This is a genomic window from Aerococcus viridans (assembly GCF_002083135.2).
GTDB classification, from domain to species: Bacteria; Bacillota; Bacilli; order Lactobacillales; family Aerococcaceae; genus Aerococcus; species Aerococcus viridans_C.
This window is the reverse complement of the sequence record NZ_NBTM02000001.1, coordinates 1006816-1020500: the sequence shown is the minus strand read 5'-3', so window position 1 is coordinate 1020500 and position 13685 is coordinate 1006816. Positions and strand designations below refer to the sequence as shown.

Below are 13685 nucleotides of genomic sequence, written 5' to 3'. Positions count from 1 at the left end.
TCACAAATATGATCAATACATCTTGGTCAATGACCTCTACTGATCACCAGACGCATACATCTTTATTATTATTATTATTAGCTAACTAGGATTGTTCCAACATATGGAAGAGTCCTATTTCTCGTGAATGCGGGCTCTTAGCTAGTAAGACTGCGGGCCGCATAAATGGTTCGCAGTCTTTTTTGTTTCTGATGATCAGCTTTTAAGTGAATTTGATTAACATTACGCACAATATCTGGTTCTAAAAGTCAGCATTATCCGACGCTTCCCAAAATACTCTACTTACCTACAGTAATAGTTCTACTCTTGGTCTAGCGCGTATATTCTAAGCGACTTTTGTCTCACCTCAACTTAACCCTCGAAAGGAGTTTTTCAAATGCAAGATGTCGTAATCGTAGCTGCACAAAGAACCCCCATCGGATCATTCGGTGGCGTATTTAAAAATATTTCCGCTGTTGATTTAGGTAAGGTAGCCGTTCAAGGTGCCATGGCTAAGGCCAACATTGATCCAACCCTAGTAGATGAGGTCATCTTCGGTAACGTCTTAAGCGCAGGTTTAGGTCAAAACGTGGCCCGTCAGGTTGCAGTTGCCGCCGGAATATCTGTAGAAAAACCAGCTTTCGCTGTCAATAAGGTTTGCGGTTCAGGTTTGAAAGCTGTCGCCCTTGCCGCTCAAAGTATTATGGTGGGCGAATCGGACGTCGTGGTTGCTGGTGGGACCGAAAATATGAGCCAAGCGCCTTACATTGTTGAAGATGCACGTTGGGGTATGCGGATGGGTGACCAGAAAGTGGTCGACACCATGATTAAAGACGGTTTAACCGACGCCTTCAACAACTACCATATGGGGATTACCGCAGAAAATATTGTAGAAAAATATGGTTTCAATCGAGAAGATCAAGATGCCCTAGCTGCTTCCAGCCAACAAAAGGCGGAAGCTGCCATCAATAACAACAAATTCCAAGATGAAATTACACCCGTCGCCGTTCCGCAAAGACGCGGCGACGATATCCAAATCGAAGCGGATGAATATCCAAGAGCTGGTGTTACCCAAGAATCTTTAGCTAAATTAAGACCAGCCTTCAAGCGTGATGGTGGATCTGTTACAGCAGCCAACTCTTCAGGTATTAACGACGGGGCTGCTGCCATCGTCTTAATGTCCAAGGAAAAAGCCGAAGCGATTGGCGCTAAACCTTTAGCTACCATTAAAGCCTTCGCAAGCGCCGGCGTTGACCCTTCAATCATGGGAACAGGTCCAATTCCAGCTACCAGAAAAGCACTGGATAAAGCCCAATTGACTATAAAAGACATCGATTTAATTGAAGCCAACGAAGCTTTCGCTGCCCAAGCCTTGTGTGTATTGCAAGATCTTGATGCAGATATGGACAAGGTCAACGTGAACGGCGGTGCCATCGCCTTGGGTCACCCGATTGGTGCATCCGGCGCCCGCATCTTAGTCACCCTGGTCCACGAAATGATCAAACGGCAGTCTACTTATGGCCTAGCTACCTTGTGTATCGGGGGTGGCCAAGGAATATCCATGATTATCGAAGGGAACTATTAATCGGCTATGACACCAGCTAAGGGCTGAACCCCTTTTGACAATTGAAAAATGACTCGTATTTAGAAACCCAAGCATACATTTAAAGGAGATTTTTATTATGATTGATACATATACTTTCCACGACATGACCCTATCTTGGTTGAACGGCGCGATGATTGGCACTGACGGCGGGACAATTTTCGGTCCTGTACCACGAGCACTTTGGGGTCGCTACTATCCATATAATGATAAAAACCAAGTGGCTGAGGTTTGTGACCCGATTGTCATCCAATACCAGGGGAAAAACTACATCATTGATGCATCCTTTAACTTGGATAAATTCAATGAAAAAGGGAAACGAAATGTTGGGCTACAACAAGAAGGTAGTATCCAAGAAGACTTTGAAACGCTTGGGATTACGCCTGAAGATATTGACGTTGTGATGATGACCCACATGCATAACGACCATGCCAGCGGTTTGACTTACTTTGAAAACGATCAATGGCAATCAACCTTCCCTAATGCCACGATTTATATCTCTGATATCGAGTGGGATGCGGTAAAACATCCGAATGCACGGACTAAAAACACTTATCCAAAAGAAAATTGGGAAGCCATCCAAGGGCAAGTTGAAACCTTTACGGATAGCATTACCATTGCTGAAGGGATTACCATGGAAGTGACAGGTGGTCACAGTCCAGGTCATACCATTATACGTCTTGAACAAGCTGGCGAAACTATGCTACATATGGCAGATATCCTACTTACATTCGTTCACACAAACCCACTTTGGGTCGGTGGTCTAGACGATTACCCAATGGATTCTATTTCAGCTAAACAAGAATTGATGCCAGAAGCCCTAGCCAACAACTACCGCTTTATCTTCTACCATGATCCATACTACCGTGTGGTTGAATACACTGAAGACGGGAAAAACATCCAATACGCTATGGCGTCATCGCGCGATGTCTTTATCCCATTCACTGACCAACAAGACCGGGTCCCAAAACAAGTTGAAGCAGCAGTCATTAAATAAAATATTATTGCAGCTATCAAATGAGCCAGATAAGTTAAAATATCAATCATCCCTGAGCAAGTTTCTTCTATATAAGAAGTGTCATTTAATTGCCCTATTGTATAGAAGAAACTTGCTTTTTTAGGTGCGCGAAAAGTCGCTGAGCATTGACGCGTCTAACGCATTTAGGCGCGTAAACACCAAAGCATAAACGCGCCCATAAGCTGGACCAAAATTGGGTTTAAATTACTAAAATCAACCACAAAAAAACAGCTAGATTAGGCGCTTTTCGTCCCCTACTAGCTGGTTTTTATTTTGCCATTAGTTGGCCTTTAGTCTGCTTATTCGACTACTTCAAAGGTAATATCATCCATGGTATCGAATTTCACTTCGACCTTGTCCCCAATTTCAATCTTGTTCGCTTTGGTCATGCCACCGGTCATAATTGGCACGCCGGCCTCTAAAGTCACGCCACGTTTATACAAGGCGTTGGCTAGGAAGACCACCGCATTGGCTGGATGGTTGGCTACATCCTTCCCAATCCCTTCATCAATCTTCTCACCATTAATATAAACAACAGCTTTTTCGTTCAAGATATCCACTTGGTCTAAGCTGAAGTGGGTATTTGAATAAACTGCCCCCTGGCAAGAAGTGTTGTCAGCAACCACATCTTCCAAGGAGAAACGGAAACCGTGATAGCGAGAGTCTACTATCTCAACAGAAGAATAGACATAGTCAATCTTATCCATGACTTCTTCAAAAGTTACATTCTCTTGGTAGATATCCTCCTTCAAGACAATAGTCACTTCCGGCTCAATACGGGGGTGGATAAACCGTTCCATCGACAAAGGTTCGCCGTCATAAGAAATCATATACTCAAAAATGTGGGCATAAACTGGCTGATCAATATTCAACTGTTTAATCTTAGCCGGTGACGTCAAACCAATCTTGTAGGCCGCCGTCTTCCCGTCTGTTTCTTTCTTCAAAGCTACGACCAAATCTTGGATATCATAGGCTTCTTGCTCATCGAAGGAAACATTAAACACCTCCGTCACATTATCAATCGCCGTCTTATTCTTCTCCGCATCATACAAATACTGCGCAATCTCCTGCATCTTCGACTCTTCCATACCTGTCAGCTCCTTTTAATTCATTAAAAAATAATGATAAATATTAACCCAATTTTATCAAAACTGACAAATAAATCAATCCGCTGTCTCATTTATTTTTAATGAAAAAGGGCATTTGCCCCGATTGCTGGCAAACACCCTAAATCATTCCCCTCAATAAAATCACGAAACTTTAGTCTTCCAAGCTGATGATGATTTTACCTAAGTTTTTATTGGCTTCCATATATTCATGGGCCTCTGGCAGGCGGTCAAAAGCCATGACAGTGTCAATCACTGGTTGAATAGTACCGTCTGCAATTAAAGGCACGACTTCTTTATTGACGTCTGCTACTAGGCGCGCCTTGTAGTCGTCTGAGCGGGTTGACAGCAAGGTCCCTTGGAGTTTCACCCGCTTAAAGAGCAATTGCCCCATATCAAAGTCCGGAACCTCTGTGCCCCCAAGAACACCGATTAAAACCCAGCGGCCGTCTTGGCCGATAGCTGACGCATTTTTATTAGCATAGGACGCCCCAATGAAATCTAGAATGACATCGACTCCCCTATTGTCAGTTGCTTCAGAAATCACGTCGGCGAAATTTTCTTCCTTATAATTAATGGTGGTCTGGGCGCCTAATTCTTTAGCTAGGTCTAATTTATCTTGACGGCCTGCGGTGGCAAAGATTTCTACCTGCGACAGGTGGTTGGCCAATTGGATAGCTGCAGTCCCAACGCTAGAACCCGCTGCATGGACAAGAATCCGCTCACCCTGATGCAAGTCGCCGATCCAATACATAGTCTGGTAGGCGGTCATGAAGGCTTCTGGAATGGCGGCAGCTGTTGTAAACGGCGTGTCTTTAGGGAAAACCATGGCACGACTGAGGGGGATGCGGGCGTATTCGGCATAGGCGCCGTGGGTAATAATCCCCGCTACGTGGTCGCCAATAGCAACATGACTGGATTCCGTCCCGTCTGTATGAATATCTACCACTTCACCAGCAATCTCAATCCCCATCACCCGGTCTTCAAGGCTGGCATCCGGCTTCAAACTGTTCCTCGACATGACATCATGGCGGTTAAGCCCAATTGCCTTGACCTTGACTAGAGCCTCACCCGCTTGTGCCATCGGCCTGTCGATTTCTTGCAGTTCAAAATTCTCTGGGCCACCTGCTTGATTTAGTATCCATGCTTTCATCCAATCCACTCCTTTTGTATATGTGTTCGTCCCTTACATCATAAACCATTTGCGGACAATTGATAAGTAAAGCAGCTTATGATCTTTCTTATTTAATGAGGGTCCGGTAAAATGATCTATATATTCTAGGTGCGAGACAAACCGTTAACAGATGAACGTTGGAAGTTTAGGGCAGTGGCTGACAATGTCAGCTCAACTTAAACTGAAACGCAGTCATCTATGGTTTGTCCAACCCGATTTTAATGATAGTAAAAAAACGATTGAAAGGTGATACGGATGAAAGATATTTATGTTGTTGGGGCGATTTTGATTAAAGACCAGCGAATTTTATGTGCCCAACGCGGGGGCGCGAAGTCTTTAGCCTACTTGTGGGAGTTTCCTGGTGGGAAGATAGAAGCTGGCGAAACTGCGCAAGGAGCCCTGAAACGTGAATTGGAAGAGGAGTTAAAGATCCAGGTTCAAGTATCCCCAGAGATATTTGATACATCAGCCTACGAATATGATTTCGGACGCGTTCATCTCATAACAATTATCTGCCAGCTTGAGCAAGGTGAGCCCTTTTTGACGGAACATAAGGCCATCAAGTGGTTGAAGCCTAGCGAATTGAAGTCTTTAGACTGGGCGCCAGCGGACCTGCCTGCTGTAAATAAGTTATCACAAATGACTCTATAGATTGATTTGTAGACTGAATTTTAGGATTTTTTGGAGGTATATATGGATTTATTAGCGCAATCTTTGCGGCATGCTTTTATTGATCAGAGGCAGTTGGGGCATGCCCAGTATGACCCTGAGTTGATTATTAATCAGCCTGATGAGAATATCTTCCTATTAAATACCTTGCAGGAGGAATTGGATACCAGCGAAACTTTTACATTTTCAGTGGCATTTGTGACGGAGAGTGGTCTCAACACGCTGAAAACCCACCTCTTTGATTTACACCAACGAGGGATAAAAGGCCGGTTAATTACCTCCAACTATTTGGACTTTAACTCACCAGATATTTTCAAGGCCTTGCTGAAAGTTCCTAATTTGGAGGTCCGCATTTCTGACAAAGAAGCTTTTCACGCTAAAGGATATTTATTTGAACACAAGGACCACGCTTCCTTTATTATTGGGTCGTCAAACTTGACCACCCATGCCTTGAAAACCAATTACGAGTGGAACGTTAAACTGACTACCTACCACCACGGGGCCATTATCCATCAAATGCAGGCTCATTTAGACAAGGAATGGGCGAGTGCCCAGCCTTTAACTGAAGACTGGATTCAAGCATATGCCAACTCCTTCCAACCGCCTAAATACCGTGATACTAGTATCTTACTGGACCCTGCCAAGAACTTTATCGTGCCTAATAAGATGCAACAGCCAGCCTTAGATAGTCTTATTGAATTACGGCAAAATGGCGCCGACCGTGGCTTGGTAATCGCGGCTACTGGGACCGGTAAAACCTACTTAGCGGCTTTTGATGTCTTGGAAACCAAACCCGAAAAAGTCCTTTTTATCGTCCATAGGGAACAAATCTTACATTCCGCAATGGCTTCTTTTAAAAGGGTGATGCACGCAGAATCAGATGATTTATTTGGTTTTTACACAGGTAACAAAAAGGATAGCCAAGCCAAGTATGTTTTCGCCACCCAACAGACCATTGCCCGCGACCAACATTTACACCAATTTGACCCAGAAGAATTCGATTATATCTTAGTAGATGAAGTCCACCGGGCTGGATCAGCGTCTTACCAGCGGATTTTTGACTACTTTAAACCCAAATTCCTACTTGGTTTAACGGCTACACCTGAGCGTACAGATGGCTATAATTTATATGAACTCTTTGACTACAATATCGCCTATGAAATCCGCCTGCAAGATGCTCTTGAAGCTGATTTACTAGCCCCCTTCCATTACTTTGGGGTGACCGACTTCGAAAAAGACGGCGAATTGATTTCTGAAACCACCCAATTAAAGAACCTAATCCTAGACGAACGGGTTGATTATGTCATGGACAAGTTGACTTACTATGGTTTAGATAAAGACAAGGTCAAAGGCTTAGTCTTCTGTAGCCGCAACGAGGAAGCCAAGTCCCTATCCGACAAATTCAACGCCCGTGGTTATAAAACTGTCGCCCTATCTGGTAGCGATAGCCAAGATGTGCGAACCAAGCAAGTAAATCGGTTAACTTCAGGTCTCTTAGACTATATTTTTACAGTGGATATCTTTAATGAAGGGATTGATATTCCAGAAATCAACCAGGTGGTCATGTTGCGTAACACCCAATCCAGCATCATCTTCGTCCAACAAATGGGGCGTGGGCTTCGTAAGCATGATGATAAGGAATTCGTGAATATCATCGACTTTATCGGCAACTACAAGAACAACTACCTGATTCCCGTAGCCCTGTCTGGTAATTCAAACCGCAGTAAGGATGCCATGCGGAAGACGACCCTCAACACCAACTTTATTTCCGGTTTATCCAATATCAATTTCGAAAGCATTGCTAAAGAGCGAATCTTTGATTCTATAAACGCTGTGAAAATAGACTCCATGAAAGAATTGAAAGAAGCCTACCTAGAGTTAAAAAATGAATTGGGTCGTGTGCCAATGTTGATTGATTTTGAAACAACCAACAGTTTCGACCCTTATCTATTAGCCAACAAAAAGGACAATTACCCCGCTTTCTTGGCCAGCATCAAGGAAAGGGACAATACCCTTTCTAAAGCTGCCAACGATATCTTAAAGTTTTTATCGCGGGAAATCTTACCAGGCAAACGGGCGCATGAACTAGTCTTATTGAATGAGCTCGCTAAAGAAAGTGTAGATACTTTAAGCTTGGCCAAGATTCAAACCATTTTGACCAAACATGACTTAAGCCATGATCCTATTACTGTGCAGTCAGTGGTGCGAACCTTGTCCACCGATTATTACGCCGGTAGTTCAAAGAAAACTTACCAACCGGGGCAAGTCGTGACCATAGTAGACGAGGGGATTAACTTAAGCCCTGGATTCCAGTCAGCAAAGAAAGATTCGACCTTTTTACATCATTTAAATGACTTAATCACTACGGCCACCTTATTAAATGACGGTTATGACAAATCGTCAGACTTAACCTTGTATCAAAAATACGGACGTCGTGACGCCCTACGTCTGCTCAAATGGAAAACGCAATTGGTGGACCAAAATATCGGGGGCTATACTCAGGATAAGGAACGGAAAATTTTTACAATTTTTGTGACACTGGATAAAGGCGACGACTTTACTGGTGCCCAAGTTGCTTATGAAGATGCCTTGTTAGACCCACAGACGATGACTTGGTTCACGAAAGCGCCAAGGACACTGGCCTCTCCTGAAGTGAAAATCTTACAGGATGCGGACGACTGGCAAATTCATATGTTCATTAAAAAGGACGATGATGAAGGAACCGAGTTTTATTATTTGGGTGAAGTGACACCTGATGTTTCGACGATTACCCAACTTGAAAAGCCGAGTGGTGATGGTGAAACCCGGAACGTTGTGGAGATGAACTTGCATTTTAAAGAAACTATTCCAAGAAATCTCTTTAACTATCTACAGTAAACTACCCTTGCCACGCTATCACTCTTTTGATAGGATAGAAGCCCAAAAAATAAAACAACTATCGCCGGATAGGTATTCTAGTGCACATAGGCCCTTCGAATTGAAGGTGTGCTGCTTGGATGTCTGTCCGGTTTTTTTAGGAGGAAAATCATGTTTGCAGTCTTCACAACGACCTTAATTGCTGGCTTAATCGATGGCATTAATCCCTTTGCGCTCACCCAGCCATTCATTTTACAATCTAAAATTAAATCCCCATATCATATTTTGTATTTTATCTTCCCCATTGGTCTGGGAAACTTTTTAATCGGTTTATCCTTCTACTTTGGTTTCTCTGATTGGATTTTCCAAGCCTTCAATTGGGTAAACCATCTTTATCCATACACCTGGCGTTACCTAGCGTTGGTAGCCAGTCTTTTGATCATCGCCTATTTAATCTTTACCCACTTGAAAAAAGACCAACCTGCAACAAGCCAGGAAGATGTGCAAAAGGAAGCCGTTACCCAAACAGAAGAAACGCACTTATCAGCTGGCGCATTGATCATGCTGGGTATTGCCTCTTGTCTAGCTGAAATCTCCTCAATAGCGCCATATTTAGCCTTGCTAAGCTATTATGCAACTGTATCGATTACTGATCTACAAGCAACGCTTCTACTGGCCTTTTATTCCTTTGTCTTGTTTGTATTACCTATGTATGGCTTGCTTTTAATGTCCCTATTCTTTAAGAGTAGTTTGACGACTATTTATACACGAATTGCGTGCTGGATGGATTTCTTCATCACACGTATTTGCCGATTATCTTGATTTTGATTGCTGTTACCTTATTCGGGTATGGCATACAAATCTTCTAAAAAATGCCCATAAAAAAAGCCAAGCGTGAATGGACACACTTGGCGTTTGGCGATTAGCCGTTTAAATTTATACTAACTTACAGCACAGGATAGACAATGCTTAGGGCTGCTTGGTTCCCCATCTGACCCGGTTCACATCTCTACCCTTGCCGCAAGGCCTTTCGGCAAATTTAATTATACCATTTTTATTGATACTTTGTAAAGAACTTCTTCCCTATTATGACATCTTTCAGAGTATAGTCATATATGAAAAGAGACCAAACCAATTCTTCGAATTGATTTGATCTCTCGCTTTGAAAACTATGTTGAATGATCAGTAAGTGCAAGTCGAAAGCAGCATAAGGTTACAATTAGACTAGCTAACATTGCTTACATAGCGCCTCACACCCTTAGTCGGGTTCAAGCCTCCAAGGAGGACTGCGTTTCAGATTATGGGCGAGTTTGCGCTTCAGCGCTTATTCGCCTATATGCGTTAGAATTAGGTTGTACCTGACTGTGTCAGCCACTGCCCTAACCTTCCAACGTTCCTCCCTTGGCGTCGACTCTCACATCCTATTATTAACCCATGTCTTTGACTTTTATCATCCGCGTGATTGATGCACGTTCGTTTTCGTCTAGTTTCATTTGGATATACTTGATGGTTTCCTTGATGTTTGGAATCATTCGGTATTCTAAGGCGTTTACTCGACGTCTTGTAGATTCAATTTCCGTTGCCATTAATTGACACGTTTTTTCAATTTCGCTCAATTTTAATAGCTTAGGCATGACATCGTTCAAGACTTCGATGGCATCGTCTAATTCACTAGATGTGTTTAGATAACCGTATTTCACTTCGTTGTCACTGTCTTGATTGTCATCATCGTATGAAAATGACATCTTAGGTACGTCAACGCTCATGATATTTTTTTTGGCAATTTCTAAGTTGACCTGTTTAGTTGGTAAGGCCACGATTTCTTCCATAAAGGCGTCATTCATTGATGATGAGGCCAATACAAAATTACCTAAGGCACCAGACAACTCGTCTTCTACTTCATTGCGCAGGCGGTTATTTTCTTTGATTAGTTCGATAAACTGGCGCATTAATTCGTCCTGTTTATCTTTAAGTAAGTCATAACCATTTTGAGCGACCTTTAAACGTTCTTTTAATGTGCTCAGTTCCATCCGTGTTGGTTTGACATTTAGCGCATTTGCCATTTAAGATCACTCTCCTTCAGTTGAAGGCATGTATGTATCGATTAAATCATCTTTAATACGTGTTAATTCTGTACGAGGCAAGATCGCTAGTAATTCCCAAGCTAGATTTAAGGTTTCTTCAATCGTACGGTTGTACTCAAAACCTTGGTCAACGTATTTGTCTTCAAATGCTGTGGTAAATTCTACGTATCTCTTATCTGTTTCAGATAGGGCTGATTCACCCAATACTTGAGATAATTCTTTAGCTTGTTTACCTTTCGCATAAGCAGCAAATAGTTGGTTCATTGTCGCTGCATGGTCTTTCCGTGTTTTACCTTCCCCGGTACCTTTATCTTTCAGACGAGAAAGTGATGGCAATACGTTGATTGGTGGCTCAATACCACGTGCATCAAGGTCACGGTCTAAGATAATTTGCCCTTCGGTAATATAACCTGTTAGGTCAGGAATTGGATGCGTAATGTCATCCTCTGGCATAGTCAAGATTGGAATTTGCGTTACAGAACCTTTAGACCCTTTGATACGGCCAGCACGTTCATATAGTGTAGACAGGTTGGTATATAGGTAGCCTGGGTAACCACGACGTCCTGGTACTTCACGGCGGGCTGCAGATACTTCACGTAAGGCTTCACAGTAGTTAGTCATGTCAGTCATGATAACCAATACTTGCATGTCTTTTTCGTAAGCTAGGTATTCTGCTGCTGTTAAGGCAATTTTTGGTGTTGCTAAACGTTCAATTGAAGGGTCATCCGCTAAATTGATGAACAATACTGAACGGTCGATGGCACCTGTTTCACGGAATGATTCCATGAAGTATTCAGCCTCTTCAAAAGTTACCCCCATTGCTGCAAAGACAACGGCGAATTGGTCGTCGTCACCTAGTACAGTGGCTTGACGTGCGATTTGGGCAGCAAGCTCTTTATGTGGTAAACCTGAACCAGAGAATACGGGTAGTTTTTGCCCACGAACTAAGGTGTTTAAGTGGTCAATTGTTGAGATACCAGTTTGAATAAATTCATCCGGGTAGTCACGAGCCATTGGGTTAATGGCTTGCCCATTGATGTCACGACTTTCCTCAGCGATGATTTCTGGACCGTTGTCGTTGATGTTACCAAGTCCATCGAATACACGACCGATCATGTCTTCAGACACGCCGAATTCAAGTGGATGTCCTTGGAAGCGCACTTTAGTGTCTTGTAAGTTAATACCAGAACCACCACCATAGATCTGTACGACTGCGCGACTTTCTTCTACTTGAAGCACTTGTCCAAGACGTTTTTCACCAGTTTGTAATTGTACTTCTACTAACTCATCAAAACTAATGCCTTCAACGTCTTCTACAATCATTAAGGGACCATAAACGTCGGAGATAGATTTATACTCTTTTAACATTATGCGTAGCTGCCTCCTTTCAAGATTTCTGTCATAGCTTCTTTAATTTCGTTGTTGATAGCGTCAATGCGGTCTAATTGATCTTCTGGGATAAATTTAGAACGCACGATTTTTTCGCGTAAGTCTACTGTGTTGTCAGCAATTTCTTGGTAGTAAGCACCTTTTTCCATTGCTTGGCGCGCTTCTTGGTCGAAGGTTAAAATGTTGAATAACATTTTCTCTTGTTTCTTCGCTGAAGTCGTTGTATCTACGTCATCAAAGGCATTTTGTTGTAAGTAACCTTCACGAATCATGGCTGCGATGAGTAGGGTCATTTTATCTTTTTCAGATAAGGCATCAATACCAACTAATTGTACAACTTCTTGTAAGCTGTCTTCTTCAGTTAGGATATTCATCGCTTTTTGTACCCATTGACCCCATTCAACGCCTAATTCTTCCGCTACACCCTTGTAGATTTCTGAATCATACAATGAGTATGAAGTTAACCAGTTAATGGCTGGGAAGTGACGTTGACGAGATAGGTTGGCATCTAATGACCAGAACACTTTTACAACTCGTAAGGTATTTTGTGTAACCGGCTCAGATGTATCCCCACCTGGAGGCGACACGGCACCTACCGCTGTAACTGAACCTGTACGGCCTTCGCTACCTAGAGTACGGACGATACCTGCACGCTCATAGTATTCTGCAATACGAGAACCTAGGTAAGCTGGGTAACCTTCGTCACCAGGCATCTCTTCTAGACGACCAGACATTTCACGAAGTGCTTCCGCCCAACGAGAAGTTGAATCGGCCATAATCGCTACTGAGTAACCCATGTCACGGAAGTATTCAGCAATTGTGATTCCTGTATAAACAGAAGCTTCACGGGCTGCTACCGGCATGTTTGAAGTGTTGGCAATTAACACAGTACGTTCCATGATTGATTCACCAGTTTTCGGGTCAACCAATTCAGGGAACTCGTTAATTACGTCCGTCATTTCGTTACCACGTTCACCACAACCAACATAAATTACGATATCAACATCTGCATATTTTGCAATTTGGTGTTGTACAACTGTCTTACCGGCACCGAATGGCCCTGGAACGGCTGCTGCCCCACCTTTTGAAATTGGGAAGAAAGTATCGATAACACGTTGACCTGTTGTCATAATTTTATTTGGTGAGTATTTTTCGGCAAAAGGACGGCCCTGACGAACTGGCCATGTTTGCATCATCGTGAATGATTTCTCGCCTTGCTCAGTGTCTAAGACATACACATTATCTTCTAAAGTGTAGTCGCCTTCTTGAATTGATTTCACTGTACCTGAAACGCCAACTGGCACCATGATACGGTGTTCAATCACGGGACCTTCTTGAACAGTACCCACAATGTCACCACCAGTAACTTGTGTGCCTGCTTCAACAGTTGGGGTAAAATGCCACACTGCTGAACGGTCTAGGGGTGCTACTTGCACACCACGTTCTAAGTAGTTTGAGTCGGTTGAATCCATGAACTCTTGTAACGGTCGTTGGATACCGTCAAACATTTTCGTTAACATACCAGGTCCAAGTTCAACTGATAATGGTTGACCAGTTGTTTTTACTACTTGGCCAGGTTTAAGACCAGAAGTTTCCTCGTATACCTGAATTGAAGCAACATCGCCGTGCATTTCAAGGATTTCCCCTGTTAATTGTAGGTCACCTACTAAACAAATATCACGAACAGCAGCTTCTTCCATGCCACTTGCTTTAATCAGTGGACCGGAAACTTCAATGATTTTTCCGTCTTTCAAGACTGTTCCTCCCTCTTATCGTTTTCTATGATTTTTAATTTGTGTATTTTGAT

General features: G+C 42.9%; 10 protein-coding genes and 1 other RNA gene. 5 read left to right on the top strand and 6 right to left on the bottom strand.

Annotated features, from left to right (window positions below; all coding sequences use genetic code 11):
• Nucleotides 1-376: 376 nt before the first annotated feature.
• Both A6J77_RS04980 and A6J77_RS04975 read left to right on the top strand, forming a co-directional pair.
• Nucleotides 377-1564, top strand: coding sequence for an acetyl-CoA C-acetyltransferase (locus tag A6J77_RS04980; RefSeq protein WP_083068709.1), 1188 nt, complete (start codon nucleotides 377-379; stop codon nucleotides 1562-1564).
• Nucleotides 1565-1661: 97 nt separating this feature from the next.
• Nucleotides 1662-2579 (top strand): MBL fold metallo-hydrolase, encoded by a 918-nt coding sequence (locus A6J77_RS04975; RefSeq protein ID WP_083068708.1) that lies wholly within the window; start codon nucleotides 1662-1664, stop codon nucleotides 2577-2579.
• 320 nt (nucleotides 2580-2899) lie between these two features.
• Here A6J77_RS04975 and A6J77_RS04970 read toward each other — a convergent pair whose 3' ends face one another.
• Together A6J77_RS04970 and A6J77_RS04965 are read right to left on the bottom strand one after the other, a co-directional pair.
• Nucleotides 2900-3688 carry a 2-keto-4-pentenoate hydratase gene (locus tag A6J77_RS04970; protein ID WP_059133926.1) on the bottom strand — a complete coding sequence of 263 codons (789 nt, stop codon included), beginning with the start codon at nucleotides 3686-3688 and terminating at the stop codon, nucleotides 2900-2902.
• A gap of 172 nt (nucleotides 3689-3860) precedes the next feature.
• Entirely contained in the window at nucleotides 3861-4859 is a 999-nt protein-coding gene (locus A6J77_RS04965; RefSeq protein ID WP_083068705.1) for an NAD(P)H-quinone oxidoreductase, read from the bottom strand.
• A gap of 276 nt (nucleotides 4860-5135) precedes the next feature.
• Here A6J77_RS04965 and A6J77_RS04960 point away from each other — a divergent pair, with 276 nt between their 5' ends.
• From A6J77_RS04960 to A6J77_RS04950, 3 genes are all read left to right on the top strand, one after another.
• Entirely contained in the window at nucleotides 5136-5531 is a 396-nt protein-coding gene (locus tag A6J77_RS04960) for a (deoxy)nucleoside triphosphate pyrophosphohydrolase (RefSeq protein WP_083068702.1), read from the top strand.
• A gap of 42 nt (nucleotides 5532-5573) precedes the next feature.
• On the top strand, nucleotides 5574-8426 hold the full coding sequence (locus tag A6J77_RS04955) for a DUF3427 domain-containing protein (protein WP_083068700.1): 2853 nt from the start codon (nucleotides 5574-5576) through the stop codon (nucleotides 8424-8426).
• Between the two features lie 150 nt (nucleotides 8427-8576).
• The gene (locus A6J77_RS04950; protein WP_227645124.1) at nucleotides 8577-9227 is read left to right on the top strand and encodes a hypothetical protein; all 651 of its coding nucleotides are present in this window, start codon (nucleotides 8577-8579) and stop codon (nucleotides 9225-9227) included.
• A gap of 110 nt (nucleotides 9228-9337) precedes the next feature.
• Here the strand turns inward: A6J77_RS04950 and ffs are convergent.
• The 4 genes from ffs to A6J77_RS04930 all read right to left on the bottom strand — a co-directional run bounded on the left by ffs (nucleotide 9338) and on the right by A6J77_RS04930 (nucleotide 13632).
• Nucleotides 9338-9437, bottom strand: an RNA gene (ffs, locus tag A6J77_RS04945) — signal recognition particle sRNA small type.
• 395 nt (nucleotides 9438-9832) lie between these two features.
• Nucleotides 9833-10468, bottom strand: a complete 636-nt coding sequence (locus A6J77_RS04940) for a V-type ATP synthase subunit D (RefSeq protein WP_083068699.1) — start codon at nucleotides 10466-10468, stop codon at nucleotides 9833-9835.
• A 6-nt stretch (nucleotides 10469-10474) separates the two neighbouring features.
• Complete coding sequence (locus A6J77_RS04935; protein ID WP_083068697.1) at nucleotides 10475-11857, bottom strand: V-type ATP synthase subunit B; 1383 nt, start codon at nucleotides 11855-11857, stop codon at nucleotides 10475-10477.
• Complete coding sequence (locus tag A6J77_RS04930) at nucleotides 11857-13632, bottom strand: V-type ATP synthase subunit A (RefSeq protein ID WP_083068695.1); 1776 nt, start codon at nucleotides 13630-13632, stop codon at nucleotides 11857-11859. Before A6J77_RS04930 ends, A6J77_RS04935 begins: the two co-directional genes overlap by 1 nt.
• Nucleotides 13633-13685: the final 53 nt, after the last annotated feature.

What these genes read in the sequence shown, in the direction of transcription:
- A6J77_RS04970 (WP_059133926.1), bottom strand. Translation starts at nt 3,688, where the DNA reads ATGGAAGAGTCGAAGATGCAGGAGATTGCGCAGTATTTGTATGATGCG.
- A6J77_RS04935 (WP_083068697.1), bottom strand. Translation starts at nt 11,857, where the DNA reads ATGTTAAAAGAGTATAAATCTATCTCCGACGTTTATGGTCCCTTAATG.
- A6J77_RS04965 (WP_083068705.1), bottom strand. Translation starts at nt 4,859, where the DNA reads ATGAAAGCATGGATACTAAATCAAGCAGGTGGCCCAGAGAATTTTGAA.
- A6J77_RS04940 (WP_083068699.1), bottom strand. Translation starts at nt 10,468, where the DNA reads ATGGCAAATGCGCTAAATGTCAAACCAACACGGATGGAACTGAGCACA.
- A6J77_RS04975 (WP_083068708.1), top strand. Translation starts at nt 1,662, where the DNA reads ATGATTGATACATATACTTTCCACGACATGACCCTATCTTGGTTGAAC.
- A6J77_RS04960 (WP_083068702.1), top strand. Translation starts at nt 5,136, where the DNA reads ATGAAAGATATTTATGTTGTTGGGGCGATTTTGATTAAAGACCAGCGA.
- A6J77_RS04955 (WP_083068700.1), top strand. Translation starts at nt 5,574, where the DNA reads ATGGATTTATTAGCGCAATCTTTGCGGCATGCTTTTATTGATCAGAGG.
- A6J77_RS04950 (WP_227645124.1), top strand. Translation starts at nt 8,577, where the DNA reads ATGTTTGCAGTCTTCACAACGACCTTAATTGCTGGCTTAATCGATGGC.
- A6J77_RS04980 (WP_083068709.1), top strand. Translation starts at nt 377, where the DNA reads ATGCAAGATGTCGTAATCGTAGCTGCACAAAGAACCCCCATCGGATCA.